This window comes from Cytobacillus sp. (genome assembly GCF_032154635.1).
GTDB lineage: Bacteria > Bacillota > Bacilli > Bacillales > Cytobacillaceae > Cytobacillus.
In genome coordinates, this window is sequence record NZ_JALDXW010000002.1 from 1 (window position 1) to 21758 (window position 21758).

At 36.2% G+C, this 21758-nt stretch carries 25 protein-coding genes; 7 read left to right on the plus strand and 18 right to left on the minus strand.

The window, feature by feature from the left end; all coding sequences use genetic code 11:
* Positions 1 to 228 precede the first annotated feature (228 nt).
* From RUH74_RS01915 to RUH74_RS01940, 6 genes are all read right to left on the minus strand, one after another.
* A complete protein-coding gene (locus tag RUH74_RS01915; RefSeq protein ID WP_313798563.1) occupies positions 229 to 681 on the minus strand; it encodes a DUF2500 domain-containing protein in 453 nt (150 codons plus the stop codon).
* A 312-nt stretch (positions 682 to 993) separates the two neighbouring features.
* Complete coding sequence (locus tag RUH74_RS01920; RefSeq protein ID WP_313798564.1) at positions 994 to 1263, minus strand: hypothetical protein; 270 nt, start codon at positions 1261 to 1263, stop codon at positions 994 to 996.
* Between the two features lie 3 nt (positions 1264 to 1266).
* Positions 1267 to 1656 (minus strand): SHOCT-like domain-containing protein, encoded by a 390-nt coding sequence (locus RUH74_RS01925; RefSeq protein ID WP_313798565.1) that lies wholly within the window; start codon positions 1654 to 1656, stop codon positions 1267 to 1269.
* Entirely contained in the window at positions 1656 to 2027 is a 372-nt protein-coding gene (locus RUH74_RS01930) for a DUF2089 domain-containing protein (RefSeq protein ID WP_313798566.1), read from the minus strand. Before RUH74_RS01930 ends, RUH74_RS01925 begins: the two co-directional genes overlap by 1 nt.
* A 593-nt stretch (positions 2028 to 2620) precedes the next feature.
* Positions 2621 to 3226, minus strand: coding sequence for a hypothetical protein (locus tag RUH74_RS01935; RefSeq protein ID WP_313798567.1), 606 nt, complete (start codon positions 3224 to 3226; stop codon positions 2621 to 2623).
* 150 nt (positions 3227 to 3376) lie between these two features.
* On the minus strand, positions 3377 to 3814 hold the full coding sequence (locus RUH74_RS01940) for an NUDIX hydrolase (RefSeq protein ID WP_313798568.1): 438 nt from the start codon (positions 3812 to 3814) through the stop codon (positions 3377 to 3379).
* Between the two features lie 298 nt (positions 3815 to 4112).
* On the opposite strand from RUH74_RS01940, the gene RUH74_RS01945 reads away from it, so the two are divergent.
* Both RUH74_RS01945 and RUH74_RS01950 read left to right on the plus strand, forming a co-directional pair.
* Positions 4113 to 4688 (plus strand): CD3073 family putative ECF transporter S component, encoded by a 576-nt coding sequence (locus tag RUH74_RS01945; RefSeq protein WP_313798569.1) that lies wholly within the window; start codon positions 4113 to 4115, stop codon positions 4686 to 4688.
* On the plus strand, positions 4678 to 5148 hold the full coding sequence (locus RUH74_RS01950) for a CD3072 family TudS-related putative desulfidase (RefSeq protein WP_313798570.1): 471 nt from the start codon (positions 4678 to 4680) through the stop codon (positions 5146 to 5148). The genes RUH74_RS01945 and RUH74_RS01950 overlap by 11 nt, the downstream gene beginning before the upstream one ends.
* A gap of 94 nt (positions 5149 to 5242) precedes the next feature.
* Here the strand turns inward: RUH74_RS01950 and glnA are convergent, their stop codons facing one another.
* From glnA to hflX, 5 genes are all read right to left on the minus strand, one after another.
* Positions 5243 to 6577 carry a type I glutamate--ammonia ligase gene (gene glnA / locus RUH74_RS01955; RefSeq protein WP_313798571.1) on the minus strand — a complete coding sequence of 445 codons (1335 nt, stop codon included), beginning with the start codon at positions 6575 to 6577 and terminating at the stop codon, positions 5243 to 5245.
* 29 nt (positions 6578 to 6606) lie between these two features.
* Positions 6607 to 7005, minus strand: a complete 399-nt coding sequence (locus tag RUH74_RS01960; RefSeq protein WP_313798572.1) for a MerR family transcriptional regulator — start codon at positions 7003 to 7005, stop codon at positions 6607 to 6609.
* Positions 7006 to 7185: 180 nt separating this feature from the next.
* Positions 7186 to 7665 carry a hypothetical protein gene (locus RUH74_RS01965; protein WP_313798573.1) on the minus strand — a complete coding sequence of 160 codons (480 nt, stop codon included), beginning with the start codon at positions 7663 to 7665 and terminating at the stop codon, positions 7186 to 7188.
* Between the two features lie 209 nt (positions 7666 to 7874).
* Positions 7875 to 9146 carry a methionine gamma-lyase family protein gene (locus tag RUH74_RS01970; RefSeq protein WP_313798574.1) on the minus strand — a complete coding sequence of 424 codons (1272 nt, stop codon included), beginning with the start codon at positions 9144 to 9146 and terminating at the stop codon, positions 7875 to 7877.
* Between the two features lie 14 nt (positions 9147 to 9160).
* Positions 9161 to 10417, minus strand: a complete 1257-nt coding sequence (gene hflX / locus RUH74_RS01975; RefSeq protein ID WP_313798575.1) for a GTPase HflX — start codon at positions 10415 to 10417, stop codon at positions 9161 to 9163.
* A 278-nt stretch (positions 10418 to 10695) separates the two neighbouring features.
* On the opposite strand from hflX, the gene RUH74_RS01980 reads away from it, so the two are divergent.
* Positions 10696 to 11298: a trimeric intracellular cation channel family protein gene (locus RUH74_RS01980; protein ID WP_313798576.1), complete on the plus strand. Its 603-nt coding sequence runs from the start codon at positions 10696 to 10698 to the stop codon at positions 11296 to 11298.
* A gap of 54 nt (positions 11299 to 11352) precedes the next feature.
* Here the strand turns inward: RUH74_RS01980 and spoVK are convergent, their stop codons facing one another.
* Positions 11353 to 12300 (minus strand): stage V sporulation protein K, encoded by a 948-nt coding sequence (spoVK, locus tag RUH74_RS01985; RefSeq protein ID WP_313798577.1) that lies wholly within the window; start codon positions 12298 to 12300, stop codon positions 11353 to 11355.
* A 428-nt stretch (positions 12301 to 12728) separates the two neighbouring features.
* Between spoVK and RUH74_RS01990 the strand changes: the two genes are divergently transcribed.
* Both RUH74_RS01990 and rsiV read left to right on the plus strand, forming a co-directional pair.
* Positions 12729 to 13019, plus strand: a complete 291-nt coding sequence (locus RUH74_RS01990) for a DUF4257 domain-containing protein (RefSeq protein WP_313798834.1) — start codon at positions 12729 to 12731, stop codon at positions 13017 to 13019.
* A gap of 388 nt (positions 13020 to 13407) precedes the next feature.
* Positions 13408 to 14178 (plus strand): anti-sigma-V factor RsiV, encoded by a 771-nt coding sequence (gene rsiV / locus RUH74_RS01995; protein ID WP_313798578.1) that lies wholly within the window; start codon positions 13408 to 13410, stop codon positions 14176 to 14178.
* 135 nt (positions 14179 to 14313) lie between these two features.
* On the opposite strand, the gene RUH74_RS02000 is transcribed toward rsiV, so the two are convergent.
* The 5 genes from RUH74_RS02000 to miaA form a co-directional block, all read right to left on the minus strand.
* Positions 14314 to 14850 carry a helix-turn-helix domain-containing protein gene (locus RUH74_RS02000; RefSeq protein WP_313798579.1) on the minus strand — a complete coding sequence of 179 codons (537 nt, stop codon included), beginning with the start codon at positions 14848 to 14850 and terminating at the stop codon, positions 14314 to 14316.
* A gap of 87 nt (positions 14851 to 14937) precedes the next feature.
* Positions 14938 to 16164, minus strand: a complete 1227-nt coding sequence (locus RUH74_RS02005; RefSeq protein ID WP_313798580.1) for a DUF819 family protein — start codon at positions 16162 to 16164, stop codon at positions 14938 to 14940.
* A gap of 12 nt (positions 16165 to 16176) precedes the next feature.
* Entirely contained in the window at positions 16177 to 17181 is a 1005-nt protein-coding gene (locus tag RUH74_RS02010) for a dipeptidase (protein WP_313798581.1), read from the minus strand.
* A 437-nt stretch (positions 17182 to 17618) separates the two neighbouring features.
* A complete protein-coding gene (gene hfq / locus RUH74_RS02015) occupies positions 17619 to 17849 on the minus strand; it encodes an RNA chaperone Hfq (RefSeq protein ID WP_053475754.1) in 231 nt (76 codons plus the stop codon).
* Between the two features lie 22 nt (positions 17850 to 17871).
* Positions 17872 to 18840: a tRNA (adenosine(37)-N6)-dimethylallyltransferase MiaA gene (miaA, locus tag RUH74_RS02020; protein ID WP_313798582.1), complete on the minus strand. Its 969-nt coding sequence runs from the start codon at positions 18838 to 18840 to the stop codon at positions 17872 to 17874.
* A 352-nt stretch (positions 18841 to 19192) separates the two neighbouring features.
* Between miaA and mreBH the strand changes: the two genes are divergently transcribed.
* Positions 19193 to 20200, plus strand: coding sequence for a rod-share determining protein MreBH (mreBH, locus tag RUH74_RS02025; protein ID WP_313798583.1), 1008 nt, complete (start codon positions 19193 to 19195; stop codon positions 20198 to 20200).
* A gap of 216 nt (positions 20201 to 20416) precedes the next feature.
* Positions 20417 to 20716, plus strand: a complete 300-nt coding sequence (locus RUH74_RS02030; protein ID WP_313798584.1) for a hypothetical protein — start codon at positions 20417 to 20419, stop codon at positions 20714 to 20716.
* A 97-nt stretch (positions 20717 to 20813) separates the two neighbouring features.
* Here the strand turns inward: RUH74_RS02030 and RUH74_RS02035 are convergent, their stop codons facing one another.
* Positions 20814 to 21443, minus strand: a complete 630-nt coding sequence (locus RUH74_RS02035) for a hypothetical protein (protein ID WP_313798585.1) — start codon at positions 21441 to 21443, stop codon at positions 20814 to 20816.
* Positions 21444 to 21758: the final 315 nt, after the last annotated feature.

The window sequence follows — 21758 nt, forward strand, 5'->3', positions numbered from 1 at the left end:
CCTTACATTAACCTTAAAACAATTCTTTCATAAAAAGAATTGTTTTAGCAGGGCTTATATGGGTCATTCATTTACTGGTAATAAAATGACAAAAGGGACCTTTAAATAAAGATCCCTTTTGTCATTTTATTACGGCTATATGTTACCTGATTTTTAAGAATGGAACATAAGTCTTGACCATTTTTTTGTTAGTACAAATTTTTTATTCCCTCGAATGTTTCCTAAATATTAGAAGGAATTTTTTTCTGGTTGTCTTTCAACATAATTATTCTCTTTCTTCACCTTCTTCCGCTCGAAGCCTAAATATCGAGTTCCTTGAAAGTTTAATATTCCATTATCATTTTCAGAAAGTAACCCATACTCTTTACCAGAAACATGGAATTCCGAACGATCACCACTTTCGAACTCAAAAGTAACAAAGTATTTCGTTTGTGTACTTGAAGAATGGTGGTGATGGCTATCGTGTTGATAATGCATATCTGCCCTTCTGGATACATCTGCTCTTTTTGATTTAACAATAGCTGGCACGCTCAATTCCGGAGACTGTTCATTTTTATGCCACTGACCAATCCCTTTTAAAACAGAAAATAAAATACCACCGATAACTATCACAAAAATAATTCCAATAAAAATAGGGACAATTTGAAACATATGATCACCCATTATAAATGGATCTGACATGTAAACACCCCTTCCATTCCATCATTTATATCCTATACGAGTAAAAGTATGGAAAGTTTCATCAAGTAATGCCATCAAAAAAGCGTTTCTTAGTAATTGCATCAGTTCCCCTCAACAATCTAGCGCTTTTGATAAAATTAATTTCATCGACTGATCACCCAAATTTTGAAAGGTGTAAAAATCCTTAATTCTAGAAAGCTTACTTAATAAAAAAAGAACATAATTCCTAATGCTGAATTACGCTCTTTAATGGAACAATGAAGTATTTAATTTGCGTCTATTAGTAGATAACTAGCAATTAATATGTTTAATTTAAAGCTTTACTTCTACCTCTGTTCCATCCTTCAATTTCGTTTCAACAAGGATCAGTCCACTGCACTTAGATAATCCCTGCAGCAACGGCTTCAAATCTTTTCTATCAATTTCCGGAAAAATAAATTTGCTGCCATCCTTTTCTATGGCTTTATTTATTATTTGATTTATCTTTTTTGATGTAATAATTAAGCTGCCTAAATGTAAAACCGCATAGGGAACAGGAATGAAAAAACGTTTATCCTTTACCTTCACCTTTACTTTTAACATAATCTACTCAATCACCACAAAAACTTTATCACCATTAGCTGAGGTGATGTCAACAATCTGTCCGTCCAATTCATTTTCAATTGCCTCGATGAGCAGATCAACGTTAATATCTTTGACATATTTTTCTGCCTCAGGTATCCTCTCAGCAATATTTGTACCTACTTTTAAAACAGCCTTTACTAGGTTAATTGGTAAATTCACATTTACATTATCGCCTTCTTCAGATGTCACACGAATTTTTAACATCTTATTTCCATATGGGACTTCTTTTTTTAACGTCACTTGCTCTGGCTGCTTTTCACCTTGTAAAACATCAATTAATTCACTTGCTTTTTCCTTATCAATCTTTCCTTCTTCGACCAGCGTTAAGACTCTTGAAATTTCGTCCTTCATTATACTTCCCCCTCTTTTAATAACTGAATGGCTTTCTCTGCTGTAATTTCGCCTTTTTCCAATAATGACACAATTTTTTTCTTATCCACTTCCGATTTCTTTTGAGAGGAATACCCTAAATCAGAAATAATTTCATCTAATTTTCCTCTGACAGTTGGATAGGAAATTCCGAGCTCTTTCTCAACCTCTTTGATATTTCCACGGCATTTCAGAAATATCTCAATAAAATGCAGCTGTTCTTGGCCGAGGGCCGCCAGTTTTGAAACTTCAAATTCATTTTCTACTATTGTCTGGCAATGGGTACATTGTAACTTAGTAATTTTAAGTGCCCTGCTGCATACAGGACAATTAGTGAGTAAAGGATACGCCATACAATTCTCCTCTCTTTTATTTAATCATATCATACACTATTTTTCTCTATTATCAAACAAATAATTAAATTTTTTTATAAAATTTTATAATTTTATTAAATAAATTAATTTTAACATTAACTTATTTAATTTTATTAGTCAATTGAATTAAGTGGGAAACCGAATAATTGAAGTGTCTGTCAGATTGTTAAGACAACGATATGACATTTAATCAACACGCCAAAAAAATATTAGTGAGACAAAAGAAAGAATTTCGGGGGCTCCTGTTACCTCTGATTTGCTCTTTTATTTAAGCAAGCCAAGGTACATGAAAAAATCAAAGTAGAATTAAAAAAGCGCAGTATTATTGTCTCAAGATAAAGAGGTTTAAAAAATAAATAAATGGATAATACTTTTAAGCCTTTTAATATCCAGTGGTTTCTAAATGTGAAGGTCTGTCGGTATGACAATGCAGCAGCAGCCACAGTCATTTTCAAACAAGGTGCGACCAATTATAGGAAGCACCTTTTCGATAATGATTTAAATATTTGTAGTTTAATACTTCTTTTAAAGCCCTAATGAGCCTGGCGAACCAAACAAGCACCCATTTTAAATTATAAATGAAAGATAAGCTCAAGACCTGTTGGTTTTTTATAGAGTGGAGTTTGATATTCTGTTAACTTCAAATCTAGTCCAGAAATATTGTCAGGTAAAGGAGGAGATACAATAAAGTTATAACTTATATGCCCCTCCGTTCCTCCACCGCCAGTTGCTCTACAATCAAATCCTTCTCCTAACGATAACTCCCAAAAACTATGTCGAAGAAATCTTTCTCTAATTTGATCCTCTTCAGGTTCCCAATCAATATTAAAATTAATTACACTTGCATTTGCGTATTGCCGAATAAAAGTTACGGAATACAAACTCTGATCGTTTTCTACAGACTTTAAAACAGGTATATATTTTTGGAAATCAATTGGTTCTACTCGCGGTCGGAAATGTTCATCATTTTCTAATAAACCAAACAAAGACCTTAAGAGATCCTCGTACAAATCAAACTTTTCTGCCCATTTTGAAATATCTTCAAGCGGCGGAAAACCGGAATTATTATTTGAGACTTCCTTTCTTTGTTTTAGTAAAGAACATATTTGCTCATCAATTTGAATTAGTCGTTCATCATAATGCTCGGTCTGTTGATCAAAATGCATTCGTTTCACCACACAACACCTCTTATTTATGATCATTGTTTAAATATACTATTGGCGTTTTTGTGCTAATACTAACTTCGCTAATACCTGAATCATGCTTCTTTTGCTCATGTTTACCTGAAAACCTTCATTAGCTAGACAAAATACCCGATCGTAAATCAATCAAGGCTTTTGAATAACATTTCTTCTAAGTAAATAGGGTACTGTTGATTGACGTTTTATCAATCCCTTTGAATTGGTTACATGTATGAAATCTTCTGCTTTCTGAGAATCCATCCAAGTAATTTCTTCGATTTCGTCTGGCATAGAAATACTCATTTCTCCGCCGATGATTTTCCCTCTAAAAGTAAAGAAAATCACATGATGTCCTCTATCTTCGAAAAATGCTTCACTAACAGAAAAAACACCATTAATCTCAACATCAAATCCTGTTTCTTCTTTAACTTCACGGATAGCTCCTTCCTCAAGTGTTTCTCCTGGTTCAACTGCTCCTCCAGGAAGTGTGTAATAAGAAGAGTTTTCTCCTTTATTTTTTACCATCAAAACATTCTCACTCTGCTCATCAAAAAGAAGTACGTATGTTACATCTACTCGCTTCATAAATTAGAATTCCCCCATAAAGAATGATCGTTATCCTACTATATTTCCTAGTCTATCTATTAGGTTCAGTCTACACATTTCCATGCAAATTTGCTACTTCCAGATCATCCGAGGCTCCAAATATTTGCATCAGAATTATTCGAAACAAATCGCTATTTGTTTCATCTATAAAAACGATTGCAATCTATAGTTATTTTCGATATACGAGCGATTTGTGATAAATGTCATTCTAACTTTTTAGTTAAAGTGATATTTATTAATAGTTCATTAAAAAGAATAGAAAGGAAGTGAATAGAATATGGGTAATAGAAAAACTGTTATTCTAAATTATGGCGCTTTATGCATTGCTATGAATGTTGTATTAGGAACGGTCGTTTCAGCAATGAAAATCCCACTTTTATTTCTTGATACTATCGGAACAATATTAATGGCCGTTATCTTTGGGCCTTGGTGGGGTGCTTTAACAGGTCTGTTGACGAATGTTGTTTTGGGCGTTACAACAAGCCCAACAGCTTTCTTTTTCGGATTAGTTAATGTGGCAATTGCTATTGTTGTTGGATTCATGGCAAGAAAATTCAATTTCACAAAATGGTATATTGCACTTATAACAGGAATTCTTCTTTCTATTATTGCACCACTTATTGGAACCCCTATTGCTGTAGCTGTCTTTGGCGGTTTGGATGGAAGCGGCATGGATGTGATCGTTTTATGGATGAGGGCTGCAGGTGAAAGTATTTTTGCTTCTACCTTTATATCAAGAATCACCGGGAACTTTGTCGATAAAATTTTCACTTGTTTATTAGTCATGTTTATCGTTGTTAAATTACCTATGTTCAAAAAAATATATACAGGAAATCACCGACATGCAGCGTAATAAGAAAATTCTGCTCGTATCCCATTGCATTCTTAATCAAAACACCGTTATTAAAGGGGAAGCACGTAGTTTCGGTGCGATCCCTACGGCATTAGATTGGATTCAAAAGGAAGGTCTGGGGGTTATACAGCTGCCTTGTCCTGAATTCACATTTTTAGGATTAGAGCGCCCATCTATGACGTATGAGGAATATGATAATAAAGAATATCGTCAGCACTGCCGAAAAATTCTATTGCCAGTTATCGAACAATTGAAGGAATACATCAAATGCGGGTATCAAATGACTGGTATTCTCGGCATTCAAAGCAGTCCATCCTGTGACATGACTAAGGGAGTCTTCATGGAAGAGTTAAAAGAGCTCTTTATCGAACACCAGATAACAATTACTACTGAATGGTTTCTTCCGGATCATAAGAATCCAAATTTTAATAGTAAGGAACATTATATTAAGAGGGAATAAAAGATCACTTTTTTGAAAGCCAATTGTTTTGGCTTTTTTTCGTATTCGAAAACAAAAAAACCGTCAGAGCATACTGCTCCAACGGTCATTATTATTAATACATTGACATATATTGCTCACGCTCCCATGGATGGACCTGCGCACGGAACATATCCCATTCAATCTCCTTCGCTTCAACGAAGTGTTCATAAATATGACCGCCTAAGGCAGAAATAATTGTTTCATTTCCTTTTAATTTTTCCAGCGCTTCAGCTAATGTGGATGGAAGATCATCTATCCCTTCAGCAAGGCGCTCTTCCTTGCTCATTACATAAATATTGCGGTCTACTGATGCTGGAGGAACAAGGTTATTTTTAATGCCATCAAGACCAGCTTTTAGAAGAACAGCCATTGCTAAATATGGGTTTGCTGCAGGATCCACACTTCGAACCTCCACACGTGTACTCACTCCACGTGAAGAAGGAATACGAATTAACGGTGAACGATTCTGAGCAGACCAAGCTACATAGCATGGTGCTTCATATCCTGGAACTAATCGTTTATATGAATTAACTGTTGGATTGGTAACCGCTGTAAAACTTGTAGCATGCTTAAGAATCCCTGCAATAAATTGACGGGCATAATCACTCATTTGCAAATCACCTTTTTCATCAAAGAAAGCATTCTTGCCCTCTTTAAAAAGAGACACATTACAATGCATCCCCGAGCCAGCAACACCAAATAATGGCTTTGGCATGAAAGTGGCGTGCAATCCATGTTTACGAGCAATGGTTTTCACAACAAGCTTGAACGTTTGGATTTGATCACATGCTGTCAAAACATCCGCATATTTAAAGTCTATCTCATGCTGACCTGGCGCCACCTCATGATGTGATGCTTCAATTTCAAAGCCCATTTCTTCCAGCTCAAGAACGATATCGCGTCGGCAATTCTCTCCAAGGTCTGTTGGCGCTAAATCAAAATAGCCCCCATTATCATTTAGCTCAAGAGAAGGATCTCCATTTTGATCTAATTTAAACAAAAAGAATTCAGGCTCTGGCCCTAAATTAAAGTCTGTGAATCCTGCTTCTTCCATTTCTTTTAAAATACGCTTTAAATTATTGCGAGGATCCCCTTGAAATGGAGTCCCATCTGCATTATGAATATCACAAATTAAACGTGCAACCTTCCCTTTTTCAGCTGTCCACGGAAATACTACCCATGTATCTAAATCCGGGAATAAGTACATATCTGATTCTTCAATTCGAACAAACCCTTCAATTGAGGAACCATCAAACATCATTTTATTATCTAGCGCTTTTTCCAGCTGGCTTATAGGAATCTCAACGTTTTTGATTGTTCCTAAAATATCTGTAAATTGGAGACGGATAAACTTAACATTTTCTTCTGCTGAAATTCTTCTAATATCCTCTTTTGTAAACTTTGCCATACAAACATTCCTCCTTAGTTGTTAAAGCATCAGTGGAATAAGCGTGTTATACTCCCCTGGCCTGATAATGGTTGATTAAATCTACCTGCTTGTACAAGTTCTTTTCTAAGATGTCTTCTAATTTCATCATTAGACAGTTCTCTCTCTGATTTAGGTTTTAAATCAGATGCAATATTTTCTTGGTTATTCACAAAGAATAACTGTTTAATCCCCGCCATATTGATCCCTTGGTCTAAAAGATCTTTAATTTCAAGAAGTTTATCAATATCATTGAGCGAGAATAATCTTCTATTGCCTTCAGATCGAGCTGGAGAAATCAATTGGTGTTCTTCGTAATATCGAATTTGCCTAGCAGTCAAGTCTGTCAACTGCATGACAGGCCCAATTGGAAAAAGCGGCATGGAACGTCGAATATTGCTTCCAGTCACTTCTTTCTCCTCCTTTACATATTTTCTTTTCTTAGAATAAACGATGTAAGATTTCCTGTCAACTTTATGTTAGGTTTTCTTACATCACTTTTTTAAAATCATTATACTCTTAAACTATAAAAATAGGGGAACCCTTATTTTTCAAGGTTCCCCACTCTTTTAATAACTAAACACTCAGTGTTATTCAATATCTATAACAAATGCATAGGAAACTGTTCCATTAGACCATTCTGCTAAGACTTCATAAATATATTTTCCCTTACTTGAAGGAACGGTTATTTGATTAGCAACCTGTTCGATTTCTTTTTCTCTTCCGTTTTCATTCCATAAATAAACTGAAATTTCCGGTTCTTCTTCGATCTTAATATCAATTGTTTCATTTGGTTTTGCGCTAATAGATTTTATCTTGTTCGCCATTTGATACGGTGATGCGTGGTCAGTTGACACAACTTCAGTCTCTAAACCTTTTTTTCTTTCCCAGTGATAATTGCCCTCTTCCATTTGATACTCTATTCCGTCAATACGGACTAGTCCAGTCATAGCTGGCGGAAATTCACTTTCTACTCCTTTACCTTCTTTAACAGCTGTATTTGAACAACCCATAATCAAAAATATAGAGAATGCGATATTCACTATATACAAATATTTGATTCTCATCATACCCCTCCTTTATAAATTGGACGTTCATTACCTTTTGAAGTTTCACCTTCTAATTTTAAAACCCACCTAATATACAGTTGTAACTAGATACAAATTTTGACACACACGATATTTTTTACAATATCCCCTATAGAAAAAGCCGCATAATAAAAAAACTCGGATGATTCACATCCAAGCTCAATACATGTAATATATTTAAAAATCTGTTTCTATTTGACTTCAATTAACCCTTTTTCTAATAATCCATTAAGCGCATGACAGATAGCAATTTTCACATGAGAATATGTAAGCCCGCCTTGTACATAGGCAACGTATGGCGGCCTTATGGGACCATCTGCCGAAAGTTCAATGCTTGCACCTTGGATAAAAGCACCAGCAGCCATAATCACATCATCCTCATACCCAGGCATCGGGCTTGGATATGGTGTCACATGTGAATTGATCGGGGCCGCAAATTGAATGGCTTGGCAAAATGCCACCATCTTATCACGGTCATCAAATTGAACGGATTGAATTAAATCCGTCCTCTTCGCATCCCATTTTGGAGAAGAATTCATGCCAAATCGTTCTAAAATGGCTGAAGTAAACACTGCCCCTTTTAGTGCTTGACCAACAATATGCGGGGCCATGAAAAAGCCTTGATACATTTCCTGCAGGCTATATAGGCTTGCCCCTGCCTCCGCACCAATCCCAGGTGAGGTCATTCGATAAGAGCATGACTCCACCCACTTTTTCTTTCCGACAATATATCCGCCTGTCTTAGCAATGCCGCCACCAGGGTTTTTTATGAGTGAGCCTGCCATTACATCAGCTCCGATATGACAAGGCTCCAGCTCTTCTACAAACTCTCCGTAGCAATTATCTACAAAAACAATTACATCCGGTTTGATTTCTTTCACAAACCGAATCATTTCTTTTATTTGAGCAATTGTAAAGGATGGCCGTGTCGCATACCCTTTTGAACGCTGAATCCCGATCATTTTTGTGTTTGGTTTAATGGCAATTTCTACTGCTTGAAAATCAATAGAACCATCATTCTTCAAAGGAACACTATTGTAGGAAATACCAAATTCCTTTAATGAGCCATTGCCGCTTCCTCTAATGCCTACAATCTCTTCTAATGTATCGTAAGGCTTGCCTGTTATATAAAGCAATTCATCTCCTGGACGTAGAATGCCAAACAAGGCAATGGATATCGCATGTGTGCCAGAAATGATCTGCGGACGAACAAGAGCGGACTCTCCGCCAAATACTTCCGCATAGATTTTTTCGAGTGTATCTCGGCCAATATCGTCATATCCATAACCAGTTGTTGGGATGAAATGCGAATCGCTTACCTTATTATTTTGAAAGCTTTGTAATACTCTGTATTGATTATCGTCAATCCGCATATCAATTTGTTGAAGGACTGATGCAATATGCTGCTCCACTTCATTTACAATTGGCTGCAGCTTTTCCCCATATGATAGTTGTTGAAACATGTTGTTCTCCTTGTCTATTTTTTATATTTACTTATTTGTCCAGCAATTTGATGATCTTCGAGGTAATATCCTTTGCAAATGTAGATTTGCTTCTCATCATGAAAGGAAAGTTCGCGAAGGACCGTTTCATTTTTTAACTGTGAAAGAAACTTTCCTTCTGAAGAAGGCACCTCTACATGATAGAAACTCATCATACTTAGCACTGTTTCTTCCATTAAATTTTTTAAATGATTTCGATCCTCTTCAATGAATGCACTTATTTGTATGGTTTTCGTTTTTGCTGTTGGGACAAAATTCGGGTGCTGAAGATCTTTTTTATTATATACTACTATTTGCGGGATTTTTTCAATTTCTAAATCCTCTAACAGCTTGTTTACGGTTTGTTCGTGCTGGTAATAATCAGGACTTGAACTGTCAACCAAATGGAGCAAAAGGTCAGCCTCCTTCACTTCCTCCAATGTTGATCGGAATGCCGCAATCAGAGTGGTAGGTAAATCTTGTATAAACCCGACAGTGTCTGTTAACAGTGTTAAGAATCCGCTAGGCAAAATAACTTTTCTCGTCATAGGATCTAGTGTAGCAAATAACTGATTCTCCTCTAAGGAGTCTGCCTCTGTTAACCGATTAAATAATGTTGACTTGCCAGCATTTGTATAGCCAACAAGAGCAATTTGGAAAGCTTTGTTTTTTTTCCGTCTTTCCCGGTATCTATCCCGGTGTTTCACTATAACCTCAAGCTGCATTTTAATGTCATTAATACGATTTCGAATGTGACGGCGATCAGATTCAAGATTTGTTTCACCCGGTCCACGCGTCCCGATTCCGGCACCAAGTCTTGATAACTGTGTCCCCTGTCCCGTAAGGCGAGGAAGTAAGTATTGAAGCTGGGCAAGCTCTACTTGTAATTTCCCTTCTTTCGAACGTGCCCTTCCTGCAAAAATATCCAAAATTAATTGCGTACGGTCGATAATTCTTGCATCCAAGCCTTTAGAGAGGTTTCGAACCTGGCTAGGAGATAATTCATCATTAAAGATAATTATGTCTGCTTCCATCTCTTCCTTTAGAGCAGATAGTTCATTAACTTTTCCTTTTCCTATGTATGTAGCTGGATGGATACGCTCTCTTTTTTGTGTCACGGTTGCTAATACGTTTCCTTTTGCAGTTTCCGTTAATGAAGCGAGCTCCTCCATCGAATAACCAAATCGTTGATCATCTTCATTCGTTTGACAACCAACTAATATGACTTTTTCCAATTCCGTCTTTTGTTCCAATTAACAACCTTCTTTCATTCGTTGATCTAATAACCATCATATCAAAAATTATAGGGCAACTCTAATTTTCGTACAAACCCACGTTATATTTTATTATTTCCAACAGTAATCCTTAAATTATATTAAAAGCATTGTAATTTTCGATATTTTTGATAAAATCATAATGTTTGCATGGAAACTCGGAATCTATAAAAAGTATAAACTTTAGGGGTTCTGGCAAGTTTTACATTCCATCCCCTATTTCAATTGGTATTCATCATCTTAGAGGAGCAAAACTAATGACTTGGGAAGTTTTAAGTATGATTGGAACGATCGCTTTTGCCATTAGCGGAGCAATTGTTGCCATGGAAGAAGAGTATGACATATTAGGTGTGTATATTTTAGGCATCGTAACCGCCTTTGGGGGAGGAGCGATTCGGAACTTATTAATAGGTGTACCAGTATCCGCCTTGTGGGAGCAAGGACTATTTTTCCAAATTGCTCTGCTCTCAATTACTGCCGTTTTCCTTTTTCCTCAAAACTTACTAAAGCACTGGCAAAAATGGGGGAATTTTTTCGATGCAATTGGACTATCGGCTTTCGCTATCCAAGGAGCACTTTATGCTTCAGAAATGAACCATCCGCTAAGCGCGGTGATCGTTGCGGCAGTTCTGACTGGAAGTGGAGGCGGAATCGTGCGTGACCTTCTCGCTAGGAGGAAGCCGCTTGTTTTAAAAGCAGAAATATATGCAGTATGGGCGATTCTTTGCGGATTCGCCATTGGACTAAAAATTGCCGTATCACCATTTGAATTATATGCTTTATTTATTGTCATTACTGGATTAAGAGTCCTTTCCTATACATATAAATGGAAGCTTCCGGCCCGAAGACTAGGTACTTAGCATTCACTTTTCCTAAAAGAAAGGATTCCACAACGGCGGAATCCTTTCTTTTTGCTAATCCTCTTCAAAAACTAAATCATTGCTTCTTATCGTTATTAATTCATGCCGATCATACGTATTTTGCATCAATAACCTCATTGCTTGCGCTCGTATGGATTTTTCAATGACATTTCTAATATATCTTCCATTTGAAAAACTCACTGGGTTTAACACTGTTTTTACCCATATTAAATGCTCACGCAGCTTCTTTTCTGCTTCATGGCTGAAGATATATTCTCTTTCCTTCAACATCCGCTGGCCTATATCCATCAGCTGGATAATCGAATAATCAGGGAAATCGACGACAAGGGGAAAACGTGAATGCAGCCCGGGATTTAATGTAAGAAAATAGTCCATTTCCTTCGAATAGCCTGCAAGTATAAGAATAAAATCATGCTGCTTGTCTTCCATATGCTTGACAAGCGTATCAATTGCTTCTTTGCCAAAATCCTTTTCCCCGCCTCTTCCAAGTGAATATGCCTCATCGATAAAGAGGATTCCGCCAATCGCTTTTTTTATTAAATCACGTGTTTTTTGTGCGGTATGTCCAATATACTCTCCTACAAGATCTGCTCGTTCAGCTTCAATTAAATGCCCTTTTGATAACACATTCATTTTTTGAAAGAGCTTGCCGATTAACCGCGCAACTGTTGTTTTGCCAGTGCCGGGATTTCCTTTAAACATCATATGAAGTGCCTGTTTTCCTGCCTTTAACCCAGACTCCTCGCGTTTTTTATTTACATATATCCATGCATATATTTCTTTAATCATTCTTTTCATTTCTTCCATGCCGACTAATGTGCCAAGTTCCTCTTCAATATCTTTAAGTGCTGCATGTTCTGGTGGAATATCTTTTGGAAGAGGTTGAGATTCAGGTAATTCCTTCGCTAACGTCTTTCGTTTCTGTGAATTAAGGACAATACTGATCTGCCCATTATTTTTCATGCGAATCGGTTGGTCCAAAAGCGTTCACCTCACGTTCTCAAAACAGTATACGCCTAGAAGTAAATTTTTGTGACAAATGCCTATATAAGATCATGGGTTGACTCCTATAAAAAAATACTATATCTATATGTATTCAAGCCGTACTAACTTCATTAAAGATTTTGCTGAAAAACGCACAAAAATCCCCCGCTTCAGCATAAAGTCGTCGTGTGAGTATTACTGAGTTTAACTAAGGCAGAGAAACACACCTTAAAATATAATGCATTAGTATGACCATTCCAAAAATGTAATTATTATGCAGTATACTTTTCCTAGGGTAATTATTGGAAAATTCGGTATTTTTACACATTCTAATTTAATCAATATCCTTATATACTAGTAATACACCAAGAATCAAACTAAGGTCGCTTAACCAAAAATCACGACTTTAGGAGTGTGAAGTGCAAATGTTGTTGAACATGATCTTCGCTGTTTTGATTGGTGGACTAGTCGGTGTGGCAGGGCATCTAAGTAAAGAGGGGAAACTAGTAATGCCCCGAAAAACAAAAAAGTTTATTTATCTAGGATTTTGGGAAGAAGTCATCTTAGGGGCTCTTGGTGCTGTTTTTTTGGTTGTTTATACAGATCCTGATTCAACACTGAAAGTTATCCTCCTTTCCATCATTGCAGGCTTTGGAGGAGAAGCGTTGTTAAAAGGACTGGAGCTTTTAAAGATTCGACAAAAAGATAATAGATAATGGCATCCAAGTTATAGGATCTCTAGAATCCTTTCACAAAGCGTTTAATAATCTTTGAAAATGGCGAACAGTCTTAGTCACTGTTCGCCATTATTTAATTACAATGATTTAGCCCAGCATGCCATTTAAATTGAATAGAACCTGTTCTCTTCATTAAATTGCATTACAACGCTCAAGAAGTTTTTAGTAACCTTTGTTATTTTAAAAAAAATAATGACATCTATCAAACTTTTTTCTTACCCTTGGCGTCTATTTTATGTAACACAGCAAAGATACGTATCTAACAAAAAAGGGCCCTGTAAAACTAAATAATATGGTTGGTAGGGCGGTGTAAGAACCGCTCAAGATACCGCAAAATTAATTTACTATTAAACTGGAGATGATTTTAATGAAAAAACGATATAAATGGATTATTGGATTAACTTCTGCAGCAGCTATCTTTACAGCAAGCGTGAATACAAGCGCATCATTCGCGAAAACTTTATCAGATGTACCTGTAGTTGGGACTATTGTAAAGGGAGTTTCTTTTACCGCTGAAGGAAAAGATGTAGATGCCCAGCTACAAGTTCCTAAAATAGAAAATCTTGAAAATAAAGAGCTCGAAAGCAGCCTTAATCAAAAGTATTTAGCTGAAAACCAAAAATTATATGATGAGTTTAAGAAGGAAATAAATGAAATTAAGGAAAAAGGAAATGGGCATTTAAGCGTCCATACAGGTTATGAAGTAAAAACAGATGATGAACTTATATTTTCTATCGGACGATATACTGATAAAGTTAAAGGCTCTTCATCTACAATAATGAAATACGATACAATTGATAAAAAAGAACAAGTTCTATTAACACTTCCAATTTTATTTAAAAATAATGATTATATAGCAGATATTAGTGAAAATATTAAAAATCAAATGAAAGAACAAATGAAGAAAGATAGCAATAAAGTTTACTGGCTAAGCGATTCAGGCATCGAAGACATAAATAAAGCAGATAGATTCGAGCAAATTACTGCTGATCAGAACTTCTATATTAACAAGGATCATCAATTAGTTATCTCTTTTGATGAATATGAAGTTGCACCTGGTAATATGGGCGTTGTTGAATTCGTTATTCCTACTGAAATCATTTCTAAAGACTTAGTTGGCCATAAATACATTAAATAAGTAAAGGTTGTTAAAGGGGATTGGAATGAATTTATTCCGATCCCTTTTTGCCGAAAATTGATCTTTCCTTATTGAATGAGAGTCTTACAGCCTGTAAATTTACGTTAAATTAGAGCTGCACATAGACCTAGGAAATTACAAGACTCTTCCAGTCATAGCCCATATGGAAATGACGGTTTCGTCCGTATGGTTGAAAAATCGATGCGGAGTTGTACTTTTAAAGCGAATGCTGTCGCCTTCCCTTAATATATACTCCTGATTTCCGAGAAAAATTGTCATCTCACCTTTCACCACATAGCCACACTCCTCACCGGAATGCTCAACAAGCTGCTGATCCTCCTGTCCAGCTTCTAGATGGATCATAATCATTTCAATCGTTCCTTCGTTAATAGGAGTCAGCAATTGATATTTTGAATTAGATTTTGGAAAAGTGACTGTTTTCCGTTCATTTTTTCGTACAATTTGCGTCGTTTGTTCGTCCGTGCCTAAAAGAGTAGATATTGAAACATCCAATCCTTTACATAGTTTGTATAACGTCGTTAAGGTTGGATCTGTGTTTCTTCTTTCAATCTGGCTAATCATACTAAGACTGACCCCTGACTTTTCAGAAAGGTCTTTCAATGAAAGATTTTGTTCTATCCGCAATTGTCTTATTTTTTTTCCATCAAACATTGCAATCGCCTCTTCTAGTCTAGTATTTTACAACTATCATATCATAAAATTAACCCGATAGTTCTAGGACTATCGGGTTCGCTATATTTACAGAATCGTTGAAAACCAAAGACCTAATGTTGTGCCAATATAGTTACCTATAATGTAACCAATCGTTCCGACAACCAAAATGGGGCCAATCAAGTTTTTCCATCCTTTGGCGATTGCCATCGCAGCTGCTGTTGTTGGGCCGCCAATATTTGCATTACTCACCAATAGAATTTCTTCCAGATCGTATTTTAATATTTTTCCTGCGACTAGTGAAATAAGCATGTTAATGACGACGATAATCGCAACGAATACGAGCAGTAACGGAGCGTTTTGTACAATAAGCGGGATGGATGCTGGTATCCCAATAACTACAAAAAATAAATAAATTAAGAATGTACCCATTTCCTGGCTTCCATTAATACTTGCAAAATATTTTGGGAAAAGTGCTAGCACCAAAAATGTTAATGTTGTCAACACCAAATACTTATCCCCTATTAATCCCTTCAATAAGTTTAAGCCAAACGATACATCATCTCCTGATGGAATGACACTGCCGAAAAACGCTGCCAGCTTAAATGAAACAATAACAAGGAAAAAAGAAGTTCCAATGGATAACGCGATATCTTTCAATGATATATCTTTTCGTTTCCAATAACTTTCAGCAAGTGTTTTTCCATCTTCCTTAGATTTGCCGCTTTCCACTTCCCTTACATGAGGATGCGAAAAACGTTTTTTGAAAAACGTCATGGTTGGAATAATCATCAATACAACGAAGTATAGTGCCATCATTAAATTGTCCGCTACAACTGCTGCTGAAACCATTTCTCCAGGCGGAGAAAATTTAGCCGCCATCGCCGCGAAGTTCACGCCCCCGCCAATATAGGAAGCACTCATCATCGCTCCTATTTTATCAAGGTAGGGAATATGATCTTTTAATAAGAAAAAACTGATTATTGCCCCTGCAACCGTACCAATTGAGCTTAGAAGAAAGATGATTAGCAGTTTTCCGCTCTCTTGCCATATCTTTTTGAAGTTAACATGAAAAAGCAGGAGTGGAATCGCTAACGGGATTATAAATGTCCAAACCGCATCATAAACAGGAGATTCTGTCGGAATCACACCAGTATTCGATAAAATGATCGCACCGACAAGCGCAATAATTGCTCCTGAAATTTTCCCTGCCCAGCTATACTTCTGTTCTAAAAAAATACTTGCTGCTGCCCATACGACGATAATACCCCAAAGTGTAATCATATCGTCGGATTGAATGAGTGTATGCTTCATTTTCATTACCCCTTAAACTTTTATTTTCATATGCTTTTCGATAAAATGAAATGCATTATAGAAGCTGATTGCCTCTATCTCTTTATTCGAAAATCCTCTAGCAGCCATACGTTCGAGAAGATTAGGTATTTTTGTGACATCCTCCAAACCTTTTGTGCTTCCAGAAAATGGCGCACCTAATTCATAGGAGGATAAATAGTCGATAAAGTCAAAACCAAATGCTAGATGTTCTGGTCCTACAAGATCCGCTATATATATCGCATGATCGATAAAATGATCCAATGTCGGATTCGATTCTTCGACAAAACCGCCGTATGCATTTAATCCAATTATCCCTCCCCTTGAAGCAACCGCTTTTATTTGATCATTCGTTAAGTTCCGTTCATTATCACAAAGCGCTCGAGCATTACTGTGGGATGCAATAATCGGCAAACTGCTGATATGATGCATATCCCAGAAAGAAGCTTCATCTAAATGAGAAGCGTCCAAAATCCAATTCAGCTCATTCGCTTTCCTTACAGCCTGTTCACCCAATCTTGTAAGCCCTCTTTGTTTTGGTTCTTCAAGTGAACCTGTGCCACTCGCCAATAGATTCCATTCGTTCCATACAAATATGGCATGGCTGACATTGTATTTCTTCAGATCATCGAAAGCGTTTTCAACATTTTCCGATGCTGATTGATTCCCCCATTTTTCTACGAAGCTTAATCCTTCTATTCCTAAAAAAACATTAATTTTCCCTGAACAATCTTTATCTACCATATCATGAACAGTTCGGCAAATATTCGCATGTTCTGATCTTAGCAAGTCTTCCATTACCTCTTGAAAAATCGTTTGGAATCTCGCAATTGGATTGTTTCTAAAAGCAGGCTCAACCCAAAAAACACAAAGAATCGAATCGACTCCCCCTTTTTTCAGACGAGGATAATGAATGTTGTCAAAAATATCTCGTTCACCTTTACTTCTTCGCCAAGCTATATCCGTAAAAAGATCTGAATGAATATCGAATATTTTCAAAAATCACCCCTCCTTTAAAAGTTTATCATTTTCTAAACTTTTAATATATTATAAATTATTCTATATATTAAAACAATACTAGAATAATCATAATGAAATAGAATACTAATTTCTCCGGATCAATCCGCACCAACTCCCGTATACTGTCGATTCGATGCTCAACTTAATTGATATAGGATACTGAAGCGAAGAGGAAAATGAAGAAAAGGAGGATGGAATAGACCATTCCAGTTATTAAAAAGCACCCTCCCTCATCGTGCAGGAGCTGACTACTAACAATTAATTTTAGCTAGGTTAAGATTAATCTCAGCTTGCTAGAAATACTCTGGTTTAAAAACTCTCTCCTGTTTTCTATTTTTATAACTTTCCTACATACTAAAAAAACCCCCGCTCCAATAGAAGCGGGGGTCACGTTCATTTATTTATATAACAGACTTTTATTGGTTATCCATATCCAGCTGTACATTTCGCTGAGGGGCAAAAGTTGAAATAGCATGCTTATAAACAAGCTGCTGCTTTCCTTCAGATTCAAATAGTACAGTAAAGTTATCAAACCCTTTAATTTGTCCTCTGATTTGGAATCCATTTAATAAAAAGACCGTTACATTTGTATTATCTTTGCGAAGCTGATTTAAAAATTGATCTTGAATGTTGATCGATGTTTTCATTCTTTTTCCTCCTCTTTTATCTCTAATAATATGTATTCGATTTTAATTGCAGCTTTCCTTCAATATACGCGGAAATTTCATTAAGTTTTTTTTCAAATCCTTCTAAACCAACAGAGTCAGTCATATCAAACCAGTCGACATTCATTTTATTTCGAAACCATGTTAATTGCCTTTTTGCATAACGTCTGGAATTTTGCTTTAACTGTATAATTGCTTCTTCAAGCGTTACGTGCTCATTAAAGTATTCATAAATTTCTTTATAGCCTATTGCTTGAATCGATTGGCAGTCATTTAACCCCTTTACATATAATTTCTCTACTTCAGGGACAAGCCCCTCCTTTACCATTAAATCCACTCTCTTATTGATACGATCATACAGTTTTTCCCGTTCCATCGTTAAACCAATCATCGCAGTTTCATAGATCAATTCTGGCTGCTGGTTCTCCTGAAAATCGCTTATGGTCTTTCCTGTACAATGGTACACTTCCAAGGCTCTGATTACCCTTCGTACGTTATTCGGATGAATTTTTTGAGCACTCTTTGGATCAACTTCCATCAGTTCCTGATGAATTTTCTCATTTCCTTCTGCTTTTGCTTTCTCTTCAAGTTTAACACGGAAAGCCTCATCAGATGGAGCATCAGAAAATTGATAATCATATATGACTGACTGGATATATAAGCCAGTACCGCCAACAATCATTGGAAGCTTTCCCCTTTGACTAATCTCCGCAATTTTTAGTCGGACAAGTTCTTGAAACTCGGCAACTGAGAACGATTCTTCTGGATTCTTAATATCCAGTAAATGATGTGGAATTCCTTCCATTTCACTCGGTTTAATCTTTGCCGTACCGATATCCATCCCTTTATAAATTTGCATCGAATCGCCGCTTATTATTTCTCCGTTAAACCTTTTTGCTAATTCAATACTTAGTTTCGTTTTCCCCACTGCTGTTGGACCAATTAGTACAACAAGCTTTTCCTTTTTGTTCAATCTACTCTCACTGCCTTTACTGCCTACTATATTATCTATTTCCTAATTGTATAACAAGGATATTTTCCCTTATCGTATCATATTGATAAAATACTTTCCCGTTATTTATCATTCAAAAGCATATTCCGTTTCCACATCTAAACATTATTAACAGAAAATGTACCTGTTATTCACATTCTATTGGATATAATCTGCCATATTCATTTCATTTATTAAATATATTGGTAAATGTTTCTTCGTTTTTTACATTTGATTTACGTTACGATAACAATTCCTTTTAAACCCCCATTTTCATGTTAACGTATTAGAAGATTATATGGAATATGAATGAAAAGAAAATAGGTGGGAAACAATGATTACAACTTATGAACTTGGAATTGATCTAGGAACTGCGAATATTCTCGTATATTGTAAAAATAAAGGAATTACTTTTAATGAACCTTCTGTAGTTGCAATTGATACAGTGACACAAAAGGTGTTAGCTGTCGGTAAAGAGGCAAAAGAGATGATCGGAAAAACACCAGGTAAAATTATCGCAATCCGGCCATTAAAAGATGGGGTTATTGCCGATTATCAAACAACAACGGAAATGCTTCGGTATGTTATAGGGAAAGCTACAAAAAAAGCTGGATTTTCAATTAGGAAGCCAAATGTAATTATATGTACCCCTTCTGGTTCTACAAGTGTAGAAAGAAGAGCTATACAGGACGCGGCAAAAAATGCTGGTGCTAAGCAAGTTCATTTGATTGAAGAGCCTGTAGCCGCTGCCATTGGTGCGGACTTGCCAGTAGATGAGCCAATAGCAAATGTGGTGGTTGATATTGGCGGAGGCTCTACTGAAGTTGCCATCATTTCTTATGGTGGTGTGGTGGCTTGCCATTCTATTCGTATTGGTGGAGACAAGCTAGATGATGATATTATCCAGTACGTTCGCAGGGACTTCAATGTACTTATCGGGGAAAGAACTGCCGAACAAGTAAAAATGGAAATTAGCTATGCCTTAATTGATCATGAGGAAAGAACAATGGACATCCGTGGACGAGACCTAGTAACCGGGCTGCCAAAGACTATCACTTTGTCTTCATACAAAATTCGCGAGGCCCTTAAAGAATCGTTGCTTCACATACTGGAAGCAATCCGAGCAACTTTAGAGGATAGCCCTGCTGAATTAAGCGGGGATATTGTTGATCGAGGAGTTATCCTTTCTGGCGGAGGCGCTCTTATTAACGGAATGCAGGAATGGATTGCTAACGAAATCTCCGTTCCCGTCCATCTAGCTCCGAGTCCACTAGAATCAGTAGCGATTGGGACAGGCAAAGCGTTAAAATATATTGGTAAATTGCAGACAGCAGCTAAGTAATTGAGATAAAAATAGAGTGTACTCCTTCTTTAAAGAGTACACTCTATTTTTAACACACCTTAGTTTACATAATAAAATTATAATATATTAATATTAGTAGATATAATAAATCAGGGAAATATAAAAGGATTCAGTAAAAGGGAACATGGTATTCCCAACTTTAGGGAATTATATTTAAAAGTTACAATCATCATTTAGAAACAAAGGAGAACACGAATGGATAAAAGATTAGCGACAATTGAACAAAAGTTATCAAAGGAACAAAAAGACTTATCTATTTTCGTAAAACATGTATTTGATGAGTATGATAAGAAAGTAGATGAGCATAGACGGCTAATTGCCTCGAATGCATTAGCTGGAGTAAAGACATCTGGAGTTGAAGAAAAGGTTTTTTACGATACAATACAAGAAACAAAAAAATGGATGCTTGATGTCTTGGAACGAACGGCACAAGACTTTGAACACACCGGGGATAAAAACTGGGATAAAAATTATCCTGATGGTGTACATGAATAGTTATATTCTGTAAAAAACGATCCACTTTCCTTCTGATCTATTCCCAACTGATTTTTTTCAAAATAAAAGGCACCTAAATTTAGGTGCCTATCAGCAATTATTCACTTTCATTTAACGCATCAGGATATGCAATCGTATTAATAACCTCTCCGGTTGCCTCACTTTTGATAATAATAGTCACTTTATAATCATCTGCACTAACTCCATTAAATAGCTGATAGTACATTCCTGATAGGCCAAAACCAAATGCAACAAAGCCATCAAAACTATTCTCGTATTTTTCTTGATCGACAATTAATGTAAATTCTGAGAATGATTTATTATGAGTAACATCTTTAATTGAAACATAGTCCTCATTATTCTTAGCATCTTCAATAGATTCTAATAGTTCCGATTCTAATTCTTTCATCATTTCTTTATGCTTTGATTTTGACATCGTAAAAGTTAAGGAACCGTCGGCATTTTGTTTAATGTCATCGATCCCTTCATTCTTTGCATCTGCTATTACCCCATGAATATCTTGGTCTTCAAATAAAGAGGCTGGCAAAGTTATTTCAACATTTAATAGGCCTTTATCAACTTCTATGGATTGTTCTTCAGAATTTTCTTTACCTGTTTTCTCAGAAATATCATCTGACGATTTATTGTTGCCCGTTTCCCCCTGTCCGCACGCTGAAGTCATGGTAATCAATATACTAATCATTAATAAGCAAAATAATTTCTTCATTCGCTTCTCCTCCTTATGTCCTCCTATTATACTACCATAATTGTATACAAATGGAAGTAGGTGTATAACCGTAACTACCACAAGCTATTTAAAGTACAAAGGGTTCCTTTAAGAATCCATTTAATAAAACTCCCGATCTTTTATCAGCAAATGTCCTCTGGAGGAGTTGTAGCTTGATGATTAATTGACTTTATTGCTCCAGTCAAGGGTAAGTCATTTCAATCACCTCATAATAAATGATTGTAAAAATGTATTTTTAATCCTCACTGTTTGTCCATACGTAAATCTCATCTGCTCATAAACTATAACTAATCT

Coding starts and splice junctions, on each gene's coding strand:
- RUH74_RS01950 (WP_313798570.1), top strand. CDS start 4,678: ATGCAGCGTAATAAGAAAATTCTGCTCGTATCCCATTGCATTCTTAAT.
- RUH74_RS01980 (WP_313798576.1), top strand. CDS start 10,696: ATGACTTGGGAAGTTTTAAGTATGATTGGAACGATCGCTTTTGCCATT.
- glnA (WP_313798571.1), bottom strand. CDS start 6,577: ATGGCAAAGTTTACAAAAGAGGATATTAGAAGAATTTCAGCAGAAGAA.
- rsiV (WP_313798578.1), top strand. CDS start 13,408: ATGAAAAAACGATATAAATGGATTATTGGATTAACTTCTGCAGCAGCT.
- hfq (WP_053475754.1), bottom strand. CDS start 17,849: ATGAAAACATCGATCAACATTCAAGATCAATTTTTAAATCAGCTTCGC.
- RUH74_RS01990 (WP_313798834.1), top strand. CDS start 12,729: ATGTTGTTGAACATGATCTTCGCTGTTTTGATTGGTGGACTAGTCGGT.
- RUH74_RS01925 (WP_313798565.1), bottom strand. CDS start 1,656: ATGAAGGACGAAATTTCAAGAGTCTTAACGCTGGTCGAAGAAGGAAAG.
- RUH74_RS01920 (WP_313798564.1), bottom strand. CDS start 1,263: ATGTTAAAAGTAAAGGTGAAGGTAAAGGATAAACGTTTTTTCATTCCT.
- RUH74_RS02035 (WP_313798585.1), bottom strand. CDS start 21,443: ATGAAGAAATTATTTTGCTTATTAATGATTAGTATATTGATTACCATG.
- mreBH (WP_313798583.1), top strand. CDS start 19,193: ATGATTACAACTTATGAACTTGGAATTGATCTAGGAACTGCGAATATT.
- RUH74_RS01915 (WP_313798563.1), bottom strand. CDS start 681: ATGTCAGATCCATTTATAATGGGTGATCATATGTTTCAAATTGTCCCT.
- RUH74_RS02000 (WP_313798579.1), bottom strand. CDS start 14,850: ATGTTTGATGGAAAAAAAATAAGACAATTGCGGATAGAACAAAATCTT.
- RUH74_RS01930 (WP_313798566.1), bottom strand. CDS start 2,027: ATGGCGTATCCTTTACTCACTAATTGTCCTGTATGCAGCAGGGCACTT.
- RUH74_RS01965 (WP_313798573.1), bottom strand. CDS start 7,665: ATGATGAGAATCAAATATTTGTATATAGTGAATATCGCATTCTCTATA.
- RUH74_RS02030 (WP_313798584.1), top strand. CDS start 20,417: ATGGATAAAAGATTAGCGACAATTGAACAAAAGTTATCAAAGGAACAA.
- RUH74_RS01940 (WP_313798568.1), bottom strand. CDS start 3,814: ATGAAGCGAGTAGATGTAACATACGTACTTCTTTTTGATGAGCAGAGT.
- RUH74_RS02005 (WP_313798580.1), bottom strand. CDS start 16,164: ATGAAGCATACACTCATTCAATCCGACGATATGATTACACTTTGGGGT.
- RUH74_RS01945 (WP_313798569.1), top strand. CDS start 4,113: ATGGGTAATAGAAAAACTGTTATTCTAAATTATGGCGCTTTATGCATT.
- RUH74_RS01970 (WP_313798574.1), bottom strand. CDS start 9,146: ATGTTTCAACAACTATCATATGGGGAAAAGCTGCAGCCAATTGTAAAT.